At 55.5% G+C, this 16,421-nt stretch carries 12 protein-coding genes and 1 pseudogene; 5 read left to right on the top strand and 8 right to left on the bottom strand.

The features are described 5' to 3' along the window. Nucleotides 1-1,567, bottom strand: a 1,567-nt coding sequence (locus tag RMSM_RS13080; protein WP_008696601.1) for an aldehyde dehydrogenase family protein, incomplete at its 3' end; no start/stop codon positions are given. Between the two features lie 115 nt (nt 1,568-1,682). Here RMSM_RS13080 and RMSM_RS13075 point away from each other — a divergent pair. The 5 genes from RMSM_RS13075 to RMSM_RS13055 all read left to right on the top strand — a co-directional run bounded on the left by RMSM_RS13075 (nt 1,683) and on the right by RMSM_RS13055 (nt 4,068). Further along, nucleotides 1,683-2,009, top strand: a complete 327-nt coding sequence (locus tag RMSM_RS13075; protein WP_008696599.1) for a prepilin-type N-terminal cleavage/methylation domain-containing protein — start codon at nt 1,683-1,685, stop codon at nt 2,007-2,009. A 186-nt stretch (nt 2,010-2,195) separates the two neighbouring features. Beyond that, entirely contained in the window at nt 2,196-2,654 is a 459-nt protein-coding gene (locus RMSM_RS13070; RefSeq protein WP_144057612.1) for a pilus assembly FimT family protein, read from the top strand. A gap of 144 nt (nt 2,655-2,798) precedes the next feature. Next, nucleotides 2,799-3,119: a hypothetical protein gene (locus tag RMSM_RS13065; RefSeq protein WP_144057611.1), complete on the top strand. Its 321-nt coding sequence runs from the start codon at nt 2,799-2,801 to the stop codon at nt 3,117-3,119. After that, nucleotides 3,116-3,631: a hypothetical protein gene (locus RMSM_RS13060; RefSeq protein ID WP_008696595.1), complete on the top strand. Its 516-nt coding sequence runs from the start codon at nt 3,116-3,118 to the stop codon at nt 3,629-3,631. Before RMSM_RS13065 ends, RMSM_RS13060 begins: the two co-directional genes overlap by 4 nt. Next, a complete protein-coding gene (locus tag RMSM_RS13055) occupies nt 3,628-4,068 on the top strand; it encodes a hypothetical protein (RefSeq protein WP_144057610.1) in 441 nt (146 codons plus the stop codon). The genes RMSM_RS13060 and RMSM_RS13055 overlap by 4 nt, the downstream gene beginning before the upstream one ends. Nucleotides 4,069-4,118: 50 nt before the next feature. On the opposite strand, the gene RMSM_RS13050 is transcribed toward RMSM_RS13055, so the two are convergent. The 7 genes and pseudogenes from RMSM_RS13050 to RMSM_RS40915 all read right to left on the bottom strand — a co-directional run. Next, nucleotides 4,119-5,453 (bottom strand): right-handed parallel beta-helix repeat-containing protein, encoded by a 1,335-nt coding sequence (locus RMSM_RS13050; RefSeq protein ID WP_201767032.1) that lies wholly within the window; start codon nt 5,451-5,453, stop codon nt 4,119-4,121. Between the two features lie 109 nt (nt 5,454-5,562). Continuing rightward, a complete protein-coding gene (gene ligA / locus RMSM_RS13045) occupies nt 5,563-7,602 on the bottom strand; it encodes an NAD-dependent DNA ligase LigA (RefSeq protein WP_008696589.1) in 2,040 nt (679 codons plus the stop codon). Nucleotides 7,603-7,750: 148 nt separating this feature from the next. Next, nucleotides 7,751-11,164: a DUF7932 domain-containing protein gene (locus RMSM_RS13040; RefSeq protein ID WP_008696586.1), complete on the bottom strand. Its 3,414-nt coding sequence runs from the start codon at nt 11,162-11,164 to the stop codon at nt 7,751-7,753. 229 nt (nt 11,165-11,393) lie between these two features. Next, complete coding sequence (locus RMSM_RS13035; RefSeq protein ID WP_008696585.1) at nt 11,394-12,203, bottom strand: MotA/TolQ/ExbB proton channel family protein; 810 nt, start codon at nt 12,201-12,203, stop codon at nt 11,394-11,396. A gap of 2 nt (nt 12,204-12,205) precedes the next feature. Next, nucleotides 12,206-14,032 (bottom strand): membrane protein, encoded by a 1,827-nt coding sequence (locus tag RMSM_RS13030; RefSeq protein WP_008696584.1) that lies wholly within the window; start codon nt 14,030-14,032, stop codon nt 12,206-12,208. 109 nt (nt 14,033-14,141) lie between these two features. Next, nucleotides 14,142-15,200, bottom strand: a complete 1,059-nt coding sequence (locus tag RMSM_RS13025) for an AAA family ATPase (protein ID WP_008696582.1) — start codon at nt 15,198-15,200, stop codon at nt 14,142-14,144. Between the two features lie 89 nt (nt 15,201-15,289). After that, nucleotides 15,290-16,421: pseudogene (locus tag RMSM_RS40915) on the bottom strand (hypothetical protein); the annotation flags it as partial.

Genomic DNA, 16,421 nt, shown 5'->3' with positions numbered 1-16,421 from the left:
GCGGGGAGGGGACGATTGAAAAAGTCAAATTGACAATTGTAAAATAAAAACTGGATAGGGTATGCGCAGGCTGGAAGGGACACTGTTGACAGGCTGGAAGCCTGGTCCCAAATTTTTTAACACTACTTGGCGATGTTCCAGGGATCGAGCGTTGCAAAGGATTCGGTATCGGTCGGGGATTGTAGCGATGCGATGGGGTCGCTGCAGAATCGATTGCATGATAACCTGCAGCGCGATGGTTGCCGCTGTCGCCTAAGCCGCCAAATGGCAAACTGCCCGCCGCACCGGTCGTGGGCCGATTCCAATTAACCACGCCCGCCCCGACGCCGTCGACAAAGTTCTCGAACATGCTAGATGTTCCACCCAGTAACGTTGCGGCCAAACCGTAGGGAGTATTTGCTGCGGTGGTCACCGCGGCATTAAAATCAGCGACTCGCTGAATCACCAGCAAAGGACCAAACCATTCCAGTTCACCGATCGCTGTGAGCTGGGTTTCGCTGCAGTGGGTTGCATCGACGATCATCGGATGGACCAAATTCTCGCGACGCGAATTGACTTTCCATGGTACGACGGCGGTGCAGCCGTGGGCTAACAATGCATCGTAGGTCTTTCGCAGTTGCCTGGCTGCGAGAGCAGAGATCAGCGGTCCCACGTCAGGTGACGTCTCATCCCCCGGCAATCCGACAACAAGCGACTGAGTTCGCTGCACGACCGCTTCGATGTGAGCTTCGCTTTGCGAGCTTTCAATAAACACACTACGTCGTGCACACGAGCAGCGTTGGCCGGACGAGATGAATGCGGAAAAGGTGACTAGCTCGGCGACGGTTTCGGATGGAATCGAATCGCTGACGACGACCGGATTGTTGCCGCCGAGCTCTAAGGCCAGCAGGACGTTGGGGCGACCTGCTAATTGGCGATGAATGGCGCGTCCCGCCGCTCGGCTGCCGGTCAGAAAGACTGCATTGATTTCTGGCGAATCAATCGCGGCAACGGCAACCTCAACGCCTCCTTGAATCATCTGCATCACACCATCGGGAAGTCCCGCTTCACGCCATGCATCGATCATCCATTTGCCAACCGCCGTGGCTTGATCACTGGGTTTGAAAACAATCGTGTTGCCTGCCAGCAGCGCCGGCACGATCTGGCCTCCCGGCAGATGCAGCGGAAAATTAAACGGCCCCAAGACCAGTGCGACACCTAGTGGATGATAGCGAACCACGCGAGCCAAGCTGCCTGATTCGTTGACCGTTTTGCTGCGTCGCTCAGCGAGGGCGTTAACGGTTAAATCGATTTTACCGATCGCAGCATTGACTTCGGCATCAGCATCCCAAGGCAATTTGCCAACTTCGCGAGAAATCAGCCCACAAATCTCCTCTCGATGATCGCTCAAGTGTTTTGCATAGTTGCGAGCGATCTGAATTCGCTGAGAAAGCGGAGTACTGTGCCAAAGTATCTCGGATTGCCGAGCCGTCGTGATCGCTTGCTTGATGTTTGCCGGGGTTGATTCGGGGCCAGCGAAGACAATCGTGTCATCAAGTGGACTCATGCTTTGAAACATTTTAGGCATTTATTGACTCCATCAGGATTTTGCTTCGATTTCTGACCTAGGTTTGGGTAGACGAGAATAGCTCTCTTGTCTGGCAACCCGCAATCAAAAGTCCATACACGGAGTATATACTCAGATGAAACGAAATAAAAAGAAAGGCTTTTCGCTGCTTGAAGTGATAGCCGCAGTTGTGATTCTTGCTGTCGTGGCTGCTGCCACCGTCGCCACGGTCGCACCGATGCGAGCCAAGAGCGAGGAAAAGTTGTCCGAACAAGAAGTCGCCACACTAAACAGTATGGCACAAACCTACTTTCTTGAAACCGGCGCGTTCCCACGCAGCGTCAACGACTTAGTTACGGGCGGTTACTTGTCCAATACGACTCCGGCCGAACAGACGCGAATCACGGCCATCCGTCGCAATTACACCTATGCTCGGGCAACGGGAACGTTCACGAAACGCTAAATCAGGCGTAGCCAGTCTCCAAGAGGAGTTGGCTGCGATCCAGGCCAAGCGATGAAGATTGCGGCAAAAAATGCCGTGACCGATTCGCCAGACATTTCGGGTCGTCTTGGAGACGCTGCGAGCGAGAGATTGTTTGCACCTCCACGTCGACCCATTTTTTTTGTCATGACCCTTTGGGTGTCGAGCATGTCCACACAATCCATACGAACCGGCGTCACATTGATCGAAGCGGTCATGGTGGTCGTTTTGTTGAGTGCTTCGGCAATCGCAAGTTCGTTTGTGCTAAGGCCGCGTTGGTCATCCGAGCGAAGCGTGACTGGCATTACTCACCACGTCGCCGACACATTGATGTTGGCACGCAACACGTCGATTACGAACCAAGCGGACGTCCGTGTCGAGCGGATTCGCAAAGACGGTCAAGCGATGCTGAAGATCAGCGAAGACGCGGGGCCAATTCGCGGCGGAAGAGTCTCGTTCATTGAGTTGGGATCGCAGGTCACCGTGAAAGGATCGCCGACAGCAATTCGTTTTTCGCCACTGGGGACTGTCAACCGCAGTCTTCGCTGGACGATGATTCAGGGCGACGTTGTCGGCGAGGTTCGAGTGTCACCGACCACGGGCAACGTCCAACGCCAAGTTCTCTAAGCCAGGATGTCAATTGTGCGAATCGAGAGGAAGCAACGAGCGAATCTTCGTCGGGGGGCAACGTTATTGGACGTCGTCACCGGTTCGATGTTGCTTTCGGTTCTGCTAATTCCGTCGTTGCATTTGGTCACGAGATCCCAGAAGATGCATCGCCGATTAAAGTTGCATGAAAGCATGTTGTTCGAGGCCGATCAATTGCTTCAACAGCGAAAGATATTGCTCTCCGACACCGTGTCATTCAACAAGGCGTGGGCACGCCCGATGTCGAGTCCGGAGCCGACAAAAATCGTGACGGACGGCGGGCTGAAACTAGCCGCCAGCGTATTGGTCCAACGTGATACGCGGATAAAGTCGTCAAAGTTGCTGGCGATAACCGCCCAAGTATGGCTGGACCGAAATCGTAACGGGCGAGTCGATACAGACGAACCGACGGAACAACTCCAATCGCAATGGGGCGTCCCATGAGCAAGCATCGCCATGAAACATCCCGACGTCACGGCATCAGCTTGATCGAAGTGATCGCGTGCACGGGGCTTGTTGCGATCCTGTTCGTTCCGATCGCGGGTGTGATCCGTGCCTCGGCGCGAACGATCGCAAGTGCTGAATCCGCCAGCTCGACGTCGACGAAACTACAACGCACGTTGGCTTGGTTATCAAACATGATCGACGATGGAACTGTCTTCGCGGCCAGCACGTCGGGTATCCGTTTGCAACGACGCGACGGCAGTCTCGTCAACATAACGCGATCAAACAATCAGTTGCTTGCCACCGAGGGCAAGTCAACAGACACAGTGCTGGCTGAGGATATCGTGGATTTTTCGGTTCGTTCGATCTTTCAGCCCAAACCGTCCAGCCGCTGGGTTGGACTGGAAATTGAGCTTGTCGGATTTGATACGACTAACAATCGCAAAGTCACTGAGATTGCGACTGTCGTGTTCCCACCGCAAATTCCTGAACCGAAAAAGGCCGGGAAATGATCAGGTTACGACGAATGCATCCACCACGGAAAACGCGACGACGTTCGGGTTCGGCATTGTTGCTGTGCACCCTTGCGGCTGCGGTGTTATCCATGTCGGCGATCGCAATGTTAAGGTCAAGCAAACTTGCAATCGCCCGTGTGGATGCTCGGCGGTCGGCAATCCAAGGACGTCACATCGGTGATGGACTCGTGCAGCAAGCGATTGCACAGCTGAAAAGTGATGCCAATTTCGAAGGCGAGATTCTTGCAACAGGTACCACATTGCCAACTGCTCGCGTGGTTGTAAAACGTCCAAGCAAAGAAGAAGCGATGTTGTACGTTTTCTTGTATGAGAAATCTGTCTATGCTGCGAAGGAAGTTTCGATTGACGTCAAGGAATTAACGACAAAAGGGAAAACAACGCAGCCGAAAACGCCAAAAACAAAGTCGAAGTAACTGCGAGTGATTTTACGGATCGTCGCAATTCCTCGCGTATCGCACCGTTATCAGGTTCCTAACAGAGCATCCGGTGTTTTTGCGTCGCTATGAAATCCTTTGTCCGGAAATTGCCGACTGTCAAATGCCGGACCGACACCGTCCCAATGCTCGGTAGGGCGGATGAATTGCGGAGCAGCGTCCGAGCCAGGGGCGTTTGATTCGGCGACCTCGGACATGATCGTTCCTTCGGACTTGATCGGCCCACGAGCCGTTTTACGAAATGCCCGTGGCGTGTTTGCAATGATGCAATCGCGGAGCGTGATCGGCAACTTGGCTCGGTCGTCGGTTTGCACACCCGCGGTACGCGAACCGTAAAACGTACATCGCTGTGCCAAAACGGGGCCGCCGTTACACCACAACCCTAGGACTCCACCGCCTGCGAAACAATTCCAAAGGGTGCCGGTGGACCAGATTCGGAAATTGCGTTTGTTGTCCACTGCGACACACCCGATCAATTTGACATCTTCCACTTTCAAGTCATAACCGGCGTCCTGGTTGCGAATGGCGCGACAGTGGTGAAAGCGGACGTTCTGTGCGCTGCCTTCGACCACAAATCCGTCTCCATTTTTGTATCGCCCCTTTTGCAGCGGCATCATGTTGTTGCTGGCCACGCACTGGTCAAACAGGAAATCACGGTTGGGCGAATTGCCGTGGTTGACATTAAAGCCGAACGGCAGCAGCTCGGTTTTTTCTTCCCACCCTTCGTCGCCTTCGGAGCAGTCGGCGGTGCAACGCAACAACTCAACTCGGTCGCAGCCTTGTTCAAACCGGAAACCGTGCTTGGTGTATCGAGTCAAATCGCAATCGACCAGTTGCATGTCGTCACAGTCCGAGACGTAGAAACCGTACCGTGCGAATCGGATGTCGACGTCATCAAACGAAAGATGTGAACGGTCGGTGTTTTGTGAGGATTTGACGACGGACACTCCGGTCATGTATCGCTCGATCCGCAGATTGACGAGTCGTACGTAGCCGGCCTCAGCGTTAAATCGAACCGCGGTTGCACCTTTACTTGGTGCGTCTTCGTTCCAAACGCCGCGGAAAATTGGCAACCCCTCGCCCCGGTCCACTCCTTCGATTTGTTTCAGCCGCTCTGGTTGTCCTCCTTGGTTGACGACGATTTTTGCATTGGTATAGACACCCCCTCCGATCAGCAAACGGTCCCCCGGTTTTAGACGGTCGTCAACCGCGTTTGGCAGTGAATCGCCGGACAACGCATGCTCCCAATTGCTGCCGTCCTTTCGCCCTGCGCCGTCCGGGGTGACGTAGACGTCGGCGCCCATCGCAGGAGCCGCTGCTGCAGAAAACATCAAGCCAAACATCGTCGCAATCAAAGGTCTCATGAACTCACTCGGTGACGAGAAAAGGGGGGGAAAAGGTGGCAGAAAGCCAGCGTAACCAAAACACGACGCCAACACCAATGTTTCAGCAGTCCTACGTTACTTTTTGTTTTCAGGCTATCAACGTTTTGAATTCAGATTCAGTTAATATCTTCACGCCCAGCGACTCGGCCTTGGTCAATTTGCTGCCCGCTTTTTCGCCAGCCACCAAGTAGTCGGTCTTTTTGCTGATACTGCTCGACGCGCGGCCACCGAGTTTTTCGATCAACGCTTTGATTTCATCGCGGTTGAACTGCTGAAGCGTTCCGGTGACAACGATCGTTTTACCTTCGAGCGGACCGCCACTTGGTTCGGCGACCTCTTCGCTGAGTTTGACACCGACTTCGGCAAGTTCGGCGAAGACTTTCTTGCCATAATCGCTGTGCAAAAACTCATGCATGCTTTTGGCGATCGCGTCCCCAATTTCGTGGATCGATGCGAGGTCTTCGATGGATGCAGATTGCAGTTGTTCGATCGTCGGGTAGTGTCGCGTGATCAGCTGCGCGACGCGGGGTCCGACGTGACGGATCGAAATCGATGCAAGCACGCGAGCGAGCCCCCGGTTACGGCTAGCCTCGATTCCAGCGACCAGGTTTTCTGCGTTCTTTTTACCGACTTGGACGTCAATCAATTTGCCGTCCTTGCCTTTGCGTTGTTTCAACCAATTGACATCGGCAATTTCGTCGACGCTCAGTCGATATAGATCGGCATAGCTCGAAACGATACGGCGTTGAACCAACAGATCAACAAGTTCATCGCCGAGCCCATCGATGTCCATCCCCGGTCGGCTACCGAAATAGATCAACCGTTGCCGCAATTGCGCAGGACACTCGGGGCTCGGACAACGGATATAGACACCGCCGTCATCTCGCACCAATTCGGTATGACAAACCGGACAATGCGTCGGGAATTCAAACGGAGGTTGCTCGGTTTTCCGTTCATGTTTCTCAACACGCACGACTTTGGGAATAATCTTGCCCGCCTTTTCGACCACAACCACGTCACCTTCGCGGACATCCAGTCGCTCGATTTCGTCCGCGTTGTGCAGCGAAGCGCGTGACACCGTGGTATCCGCGATGTCGACCGGCTTTAGATGGGCGACGGGCGTGATCGCACCAGTCTTGCCAACTTGGACGCTAATTGATTCGAGCACCGTGACCGCTTCATAGCGTTCGAACTTATACGCGATCACCCAACGCGGACTCTTGCTGCGAATCCCCAATCGTTCACGTTGGTCAAAGCGATTGACTTTGAAAACAATCCCATCGACTTCGAATGGCAAGTCGGGCATTTCTTCTTCGAACAATGCCACGGCCTTCAGTGCGTCGGCCGAGCTTTTGAACACTTGGACTTCGGGAGTTGGAGGGATGCCAAGTTTGCCGACTTCGGCGAGAAACTCGATATGGTCTGCCGCTTTCAGCCCCGTTGTTTCGCCGATCCCGTGACAGAAGAAGCGGAGTTTACGTTCGGCGGCGATCGCCGGATCGAGCAGTCGAATCGTTCCGGCGGTGACGTTGCGAGTGTTTTTATATGGTTCGGCACCCGCCTCGGTTTGTCGCAGATTCAGATCCGCTAGGTCCGCATTGGTCATGTAGACTTCGCCACGAACCTCCAACACCTCCGGTGGCGTATCGCCGACCAGACGAAGCGGAACATCACGAATCGTTCGCACATTGTGGGTGATGTCGTCGCCGACCTGCCCGTTGCCTCGCGTCAGTGCAACCGCCATGTTTCCCTGCTCGTAGCGAATCGAGGCGGCGACACCGTCAATTTTGAATTCCATCACCCACTCGATCGGCTCACCAAGCGTTTTTTCGGTGCGATCGAAATACGCTTTTAGCTCTTCGCGGCTGTACGTGTTGTCGATCGACAACATCGGCACCGAATGAGGCACTTGGACCAAGTGCGGGACCGGTGCATCGCCGACGCGTTGGGTCGGCGAGTCGACGGAGGCGAATTCGGGATGTTCGGTTTCAAGCTTTCGTAGCTCTTCGAGCAGTCGGTCGTATTCCAGGTCCGTGACCGCAGGTTTTGCCTCGACATAGTACAGGTGATCCAAACGGCGGATTTCGGTTCGTAATTCTGCCACACGTTTCGCGATGGATTCGTTCACGACCGTGTCTCTCCTGTGGATTGAAAAAAATGTCAGTTGTAGGCGGAATCGAGCACGCAATCCATGCCGGATCTGGCCCGCCAAAGCATACGTGAAATCATAAGTGAAAAGGAAGACCGCGAATTTCCCCGCAGCTTCGTTTACCGCCTTAAGGCTGTGTTTGTTGAGTGGGTGATTGGACAGGCGTCGCCGACGCCGTTTTAAGAGGGACCAGCAGCTCGCTACGTTGCTTGGCGACTGCGTACTCCGTTTCCGCACGCTGCATTTCTAACGTCTTTTCCGCTTGCACCCATTGATCGTAGACGGCACCGGACACGACGCGGTCCTCGGCGCACAGCAGCTCGGGATCGTACGTTAAACCAGGATGACGTTGGGCTCGTTCAAACTGCGTGAGTGGCGTTTTTTGTTTCCGCAATTCTGCTTCCCAACTGTCGATTGCTTCGATGGCCGTTTGGCGGGCGATTCCTTTGGGAGCGGCGTTTTTTTGTGTTCCAAACGGATCATCGTCGTCGCCCGCCGATGTCCATTTGTCCCACCAACTCAGCTTGGGACCAAATAGATTGGCGATGATTTGGTCGACTCGATTTTGCATGTACCGCGATACCGCTCGGCTTCGTTTAAAGAGTGCGGTGGGGAAGACGGGGTAATCCCAAATCGTGCGTGACTGCGTCGCGATGTAGCGAACGTTGCCCAATAATTGATACAACAGCGATAGTGAGGCTTCATTCTCTTGCATCTGTCGATACGTCAATCCATAGTTCAGTGAACGCTCGGCCAGATAATTCAGCTTCGGCAGCAACGCCTTGACGCCGGCGGTGCCCCACGTTTTTGCATGGCGAGCGACGTGTTGTTCGTTGTACAGGTCGACGACAATCGAATCGATCAATGCGTCGCCGATCTGCTGGATCTCTGCGGCGGTCAAAGGACGGTCGATGTAGTTTTCGCGGAACCGCGGAAACGTCCGCTCGCTGACCAAGCGAATGAAGCGATCCACTTTGTCTTCGAATTTCAAGGTCAAGAAAATACCGTGCTTGTTCGCTTCGCTGTTGATAAAGTCGTCGCCGATGATATCGATCGAGTCGACTTCGAACAGGACCGCAGAACCTTTGCTGGAATCGAGCGAACGTCGCGCCTCGAGTCGGCCAACCTTGCGTTTGCGAAAAAATCCCCACGATGTATCGGTATCGCCGGTGTCGTTGCGATAAACGATCACCCAGCGGTGCAGCGGATCTTGTTTTCGCAGCTTGTTCTGTAGCCGTACCGCTTCTTGTGCCAGCCATTTCGACTTGGGTTGAAACAGAAATGTTCGCTTTTGAATCTCGAACTCGTGGACCGCACCCAGTGATGCATCGGCAATGGCGTCTGCCCCGGCGGTGATTCCACCGACCACGTCGCCAGTCCTTGCGACATATTGATTCCATCGTTTGATTTGTTTCAAAAATGCTGGCTGGGTTTTGATCTGACTTGGCGTTTTTCCACGGAGGATGGGGATCAGGTAGGACTGCAGTGCCGCGGCCCCACCGCGGCGTGAATCGCCCACGATATAAAAGTTGATGTCGAAATCCGCAGCGGCGATCAAAAACTGTGACTTGGCGAGTTGCTCGAACGCGGTCTTCTTGCCAATCGGAGTTTGAAAGTAATTGTTGGGAATGATGATCGTCATGCCACGCCACATTTCGAGCATCGACTTGTCCGCTTCGATCTTGCGAGCTAGATCCAGAAAACCATAGTAAGCAACGTCCCAGACATCCAGTCCGCTGCCAAAATAGTCAGCCAATTGAGTCCATTTCTCGATGTCATTGACGTCGGTTTTCTGATTGGCGATCAGCAGGAATCGCGATCCTTCGTCACGACGGAATTGCTCTGAAACGCGGATCGTTTCCTTGCGATAGTCGATGCGTCGATACTGGTCGCGTTGGGGGCTCGACCCAGGATGTTGAAGCAACAAATCGACGCCGAGGGTGAAACTTTGATAAGCGATCACATCGCTGTGATTGCGAATGCCAATGCGAGTTTCAATCCAACGCGTTTCACCGGCCGCAAGGTTGCGGACGGCGTGCCGAAATTCTTCAGCAAGTAAATCATGTGGCTCATCCGTATCGTCAAAAAACAGCAATTGGTTGCTGTTGATGTCGCCACCGAACAAGCGAATGCCGCTGCGCACGCTGCGGTGGTACACTCGATCGTCAAACGTTTCATCACCGATGTTGGTAATCGCAAAACGAACTCGAGTCGATTCGCCCGGTGCAAGGCTGTTGAGTGCCGTGATCTCGGATAATCGCAGCGGAAATTGGACATCGATCGGTTCTTCGTTCTCGAAATTGCGAAACGGTCGGTGGATGCCGCTTTCCATGAAGGCACGCGGGTTTACATCGTGCTTCAGAAGGAACGGTCGCTTTCGTGGGACGTTGACGATGACGTTGGTCCACCGCAACGACAAACATTCATCGTTGAACGTATAAGATTCGCCCGGTTCGAGCACGCCCGGCAACACCAATTTGTTTTCGTCGGATCGGATCCACGTGTCCGTCGGCAAGTGAACATGGATGGTGTAGTTGGGCGGTGTTGGCATTCCGCCGCAGTTTCGTACGGTGATTCGTTCGAGATTGGCCAAGCTGTCGGGTTCGATGACACTGTATTCGCTGGCGATGTCGAACGACACAAGTTCGAGGTCATAGGGTGAATTGAATTGTGTCCGATCGCCGTGCGGACCCAGGACAACAATTCGCAAACGACCGTTTTTGCCGGGGTTTCCGTCGTGTGCACGGTAAGATGACGGTGCCCCATCACGGCCGCGGCGTCCGGTGCTGCCGCCGGGGTTGGAGTGATGGACGGTGCGAGTGCGACCATTTTTTCCACCCGTTCGATGTGTGGTCGTCCAGTGATAGCTGCTGCCACCCGGACCGCCTGGGCCACCTCGTCCACCATAGGCCGGTTCTCCGGCAAAACCAATGTCACCGCCGGACAAGTCGCCGGTGACTAGCATCAGCAGACCGAGATGTTGATGATCAATTTGCAGCGTGATGTCACCGCCATCACCGCCTGACTGACCATCGCTGGGGTTGCCTGCGTCGCCGCCGTCGCCTCCGGGGCCACCGTCGGTACCATTGGAAAAGCGAGTGGCATCGCGACCGGGACGTCCGGGGGCACCCGGTTGTCCATTGCCACCGCGTCCACCATTGCCTCCTGTGCCTCCGAAGACGCGAATGAACACGTATCCGTGTTCGCCAATCGTCCGTTGCAGTTCAATCGGATGTGACGATCCATCGGACGCCACCGCGGTCCCGGAAATTGCGATGGCATTGGCACCGGCGTTGTAGGGATAGGTGAGCTCAATCGTCGCCGCTGCGGCGCGTCGGCCAGCCGTTGCAGGACCGGCGTCTTCGCCTCGCCGTCCGTCGGCACCATTGGCCGAACGTGGCACGAAGATGGACTCGCCGTCCCGGCCATCGATTCCGTTGTCGCCGCGAAGGTCAATCTCGGCAAGACAATCGATTTCACCATCGGATGCAAAGCAACCGGGATCGTTGTCGTCCGAATTGGCAGCGGAATGGGGATTCATGCTTGCGATTATATCGCGTCCGGAGGCGTGGGTAACGCAAGGTTCTACGTAGCGAAACTCGCCAAGAGTTTCGAACAGCGCAAGGTTTCGCTAGGCGGAGTTCGCACGAGAGTTGGGCCGCTCAGCAAATACCAACGAAAGTCTTCGCGACTTTCGCTACGAGATGGGACGATGACAGGCTGGAAGCCTATTCCACATTGAATACGGAGAAAAGTCTTGGCGATTGTCGCTACGGCTTGGGCGGCATAGGCGGGGTACCGCCTTGCGGTCGTGGGGCTGGCGAGGCGGCGGGGTTGGGGTTGGCCGGTCGCGTTCGAGCGGTAGGACGGCGTTTGATCGGCGTCAGTGCGTGCTGCGCCTGATAGGCCACCTGGGCAATCAACGAATCGACTCGATTACGACAAATTGCGTAGGCGGCCAGCGACGGGATGGCCACGATCAATCCGCCTACGGTCGTGACGAGTGCTTGATAGATTCCTTCGGCAAGGTCGCCGGCGCCGGCGGCACCCCGTGTCGTGGCAACCTGTTGGAAGGCAAAGATCATCCCGGTTACCGTTCCCAACAATCCCACCATCGGTGCGATATTACCGATCACCGATAGGTATTCGATCCGTCGCATCAAGCGAGCGGATTGTTCGGCCAGCGAATCTTCGACCGATTTTTCGACTTCACGCCATCCAAATTCCAATTCCGATAGCCCCGACAACAATACCACACTTAGCACGCTGGGTTCGCGGCGACACGCCGAATCGGCTTCCGCCGATCTTGCATTGAGCAGTGCTTGGCGAACGGTGTCGCTAACACCTTCGGGTAGGATCTCTCCTTTACGAAGCGTCATGGTTTGGTCAAACACCAAGTACGCCGCCGCGATGCTGAGTGCAAACAGCACCAACAGTATCATCAACCCGATGATGCCACCGCTGAGGAGAATATCGAAAAATCCCGCGGCTTCGGGCGTGTCGGATTGGGCGATCAGATTGGTCTGCGTATGCAGGGCTGTGCCGATAAGTGTTTGGGCGAACCCGGTCGATTCATCCATGTCTATGACCTTTCGTCGTAGTCGGCCGCGCCGACCGACAGTAAAAACTCGGCGTCCGACAGCAGCGGGTCATCCCAGCGGAGTCGCAGCACGCCTTCGTCTTGCAGATGAGTAATGGTTTGATGATGTCGCTCGCGAATCCGCTGCTCGGCATGATTGACACGGTTGCGGCCTTGCGCGACCGACAATGCCAACATCGAGATCAATGCGGTGGGTAAAATCGCCAACAACAAACTGGTCAACATCATCGCCAACTCAGGCCGTGGAAAGCGTTCCAAGTCGCCTGAGAGTGTCGTCAGTGTAGCGAAGCTGGCAACAAAATAGTCTCGGTACAATGCAACCACCGGGCCAGCCATAAATAACCAAAACACGATCGTCGCAAACAATGCAAAGGCGACGGTCGCAAACCGCGAGATCGAAACGCGGTTGACCTCTTCGTCAAAGATTGTTTGCGACATCTCTTGCAACGTGTCGATGCCCGCCAAATAAGCGAGTTGCGAACGCGATGGGTCGTCATCGTCGCCATGCCATGCAGCTGCCTTGACCGGTTGACGTCTGAGTTCAGCCAGTTCGTCGCGAAAACGGCTCGCCAGCGGCCCCAATCGATCGGCGACCGCAGCAGCGCTTCGTCGGCGAAGTCCATCACGGACGTCTTGCTCGGCGCCTTGTTGAGCGGACAGGTTTTTGGTGGTCGTCCAAACAGCGCTGACCAGCGACGGCAGCGAACCCGACAACGAGATCATCACGCGGTCCCAGGCACCGTGCGTCAGATTCAGCAGCCCAAGGAGCGAGCGATAAGGAAACCAGAACGCTGCGGTTTCGGTCAATAATGCCAATCGCAATCGTGATCGCACGGCGGCACGCAACGGGCCGTCGCTGCCAATCAACGACTCGGCTACTTGCGTGGGAATGGTGGTTGCTTCGCGATTCAGACGCCGAACCGCGTTGGTCAATCCTGGCAATTGATCGCTCAATACACCGTGTAACGCCGCACGAAAACGACCATCCAGTGCGGCTAGTCGGGTGCTGCGACGACGATCACCTTCCCATAGTTGCCCCAGTTCTTCCTGAAGCCGCGATGCAACATTCTCTGCGGCGGTGGTGGCGATTTCGGATTCGTCTCGGCCATCAATCTCAAAATCCTTGATCACAATCGGACGGGCAATCACGCTGGTCGGTGCCATCTCCCGCATCCGTTTGGCAAACGCGTCAATATCCGCATCCAAACGGTCGTCATGTTCACGCACGGCATTGATGACCGGAATCACAATGCTGCCCTCGCTCGCTTCGGCAAGCATGCCGACGGCGACGCTGCGGATTTGGTCGCGTCGGACGACCAACAACATCGCCGAGGCAAGCGATAACGCTCGAGAAGCCACGCCTGCAATCGCCCGTCGGTCGTCAGTCGATCCGGGGGCATCGACCAGCATGTAGGTGATGCCAATCGATTGCATGTGAGCGGGATCGCAATGCAGGTATTGTTCGTAACGCGGGTCCAGATCGGCGGGCGGCATGGGGCCGATCCATACCAATTTTTCGGTTGCTTCGTCGGCGTTGTTACCGCTGCGGATCGAATTGGCGGCAGACGATTTACGAATCAATTGGCGAATCAACCACGATTTGCCTTGCCCGGTAGCACCGACAATCGCGATTACCGAGGTGCCACTGCTGCGGTCTTGCAAGATCATCCGCCGGGCTTCGGCGTGGTCGTCACACAATTCGAGGACTTCGCGGCCCGTCGGACTGTCGGCCAGCACGCTGGTGGCCGAATGACGAACGCGTCGCAAAAACGTGTCGCCCGGCTGACTGAGCGACTGATGCGGTGCCATAGAATCGTCGTTTGCAGAGGGAGCAGAGGGCACTTCAAACACTTTCAAAATTCAATTTCATTGGACGACTTCGACGACGCCCCAACCTAATGATCCGCTTGGCAAAAAACTAATCCCGAGGCACCTCGATGCCTCGCACCAGCGATTGCAATTCTTCGTCGGTGGTGCGTCCTTCGATTTCGGCTTCGGCCGTCAATTGAACACGGTGCCGCATCGCCGGCAACGTAATTTCCACCACGTCGTCGGGAATGGCGTAATCGCGTCCCGAGAACGCGGCCAGAGCACGAGCCGATTGCATCAGCGCAATTCCGGCACGGGGCGACGCTCCGATATGAAACGCGGGCCATGTTCGTGTTGCGCGGACAATCTTGTTGATGTAATCGAGCAGGCTGTCTTCGATCAACACTTCGCCACACAATTTCATCGCTTCGATCAACCGTTCGGGATTGGTGACGGTTTTGACCTCGTCACGCAATCGTTGATTCAGATCGACTTGCTGAGAGTGCATGCGAAGAATCTCGGCCTCTTGATCCGAGCTCGGGTAATCGACTCGCAATTTGAACATGAAACGATCGAGTTGAGCTTCGGGCAAATTGTAGGTGCCTTCGCTTTCCAGCGGATTCTGTGTCGCCAGAACAAGGAACGGTCGTGGCACTCGATGGCTTGTCCCGTCGACCGTGACACGGTACTCCTGCATGATTTCCAACAGGGCTGCATGCGTTTTTGCGGGCGAGCGGTTGATTTCGTCGGCCAGCAGCAACTGAGTGAACACCGGTCCTGGGCGAAATCGAAATTCGCTTCGCTGCATGTCGTAGACCGGGGCACCGGTGATGTCCGATGGCATCAAGTCGGCGGTGAATTGAATGCGTCCGAATTCACAACCAAGTGCTTGGCCAAGCGTTCGCACGAACAATGTTTTGCCAAGCCCGGGGACCGATTCGATTAAGACGTGGCCGCCGGCAAACAACGCGGTGAGCGTTCCCAGCACCAATTCATCCTGGCCGACATAAAGTTTGCTGATCTCGGTTGAGATTTCGTTATACAGTTGCTGAATCGGCTGCATCTTTGTCGATCGCACGGGAACCGCTGTCGGTATCGTTTCGGCCGTGTTCGATACAGCCGCATGGGGAATCTGCGGCGCCGGTCCGGATTGGGATTCACTCGGCAAGGGGGGCGCAACGCGATCCGCAATCCCGGGTTCGCGAGGGGATTTAGATTGCGCGGACGAGAGCGGGTCGTTCGAAGGTGGGAGATTGCTCAAGAGTTCGCCGTGGAGTCAGAGTCGGTTGGGTCGAGAGAACGAGTGGTTTGGCTTGGTGGTTGAGTATGACTGCCGGCGGGCGGATCGGGTAGGCCGGGCGGCGTCGACGATTCCGCGGTCGGCGGATGAAGTGCAGGGCTGTGGACCGCTTCGTGCTCGGGTTCCGGTAGCACCCACGGGCCTTGGGTTTCACCATGAATTCGCCGCATGTACTCGCTGATGCGGTGGCGGGCAAATTGCTCACCGCCGGCGCGGTTCATTAACGCGGCGACCGCATCCAAATGGTCGCCAAAGCTGCCTTTGACACTGTACCGGATGTGACGGGCGCGTCCGAGTGACGGCAACAACATCAAACAGATCACCAAGCCCAATAGTGCGGCGTGGACCGTCACTAAACTCATGGGCCACGTGGTCAACAATTCCCATCCAGACGCTTTCGGGACACCCGGTTTCGATTCGCTGACGGGCAGCGATAGCGGATTGACGCTTATGAAACCGGCTCTTGGGGATGACGTCGACGGTGGCAACGAGGCGAGAACGAGTTGATCGGCTAATCGTGCGGCCAACGGTTTGGTAAAGGCATAGTTGGTTAGCAGCGAACCGCCCGCGACGACAATGATCTGCGAACCCTTCCAACGTGTCGATTGGACTTGAGCGACGATCGTCGTCCCCGATTGATCTTGAAGCAACGGCTGCATTGAGACCGGAGTATCGGTGACCACATTATCGGCAACGATCACCGTGTTGCCCGTCGTCGTCGCGGGGGCAGTGGCCGGCGTGGTTACGGTCGAGTTCGCCGCTTTTTTGGCAGATTTGGGTTTGGAATAAGGCTCGATTTGATATTCGATCGTGTACGAGGCGGATTCGCTGGTCTGCAACCCGATCGGTTCCGCCCATTCGCCATCGATCTTAGTGAGGGATTGTCCGACCGGCAAGGAAGTCGAGGTGAACCAACCGTTCGATTGGGACGCGCTGCGGTTCAGCCGTGATCGGATTCGCCGGTTAATACTTTTGGCGACGCGTCTTCGATACTCTAAGCGTTGTTCGGGCGGTGCCACCCTGCTGGCGTCGATCCAGTAATCGGTTTCACTGCCGCTGTCGGGGATCACAAAAATCAGCGTGCGGTCG

It is taken from the genome of Rhodopirellula maiorica SM1 (assembly GCF_000346295.1).
GTDB classification, from domain to species: Bacteria; Planctomycetota; Planctomycetia; order Pirellulales; family Pirellulaceae; genus Novipirellula; species Novipirellula maiorica.
This window is presented reverse-complemented; position numbering and strand designations above follow the sequence as displayed.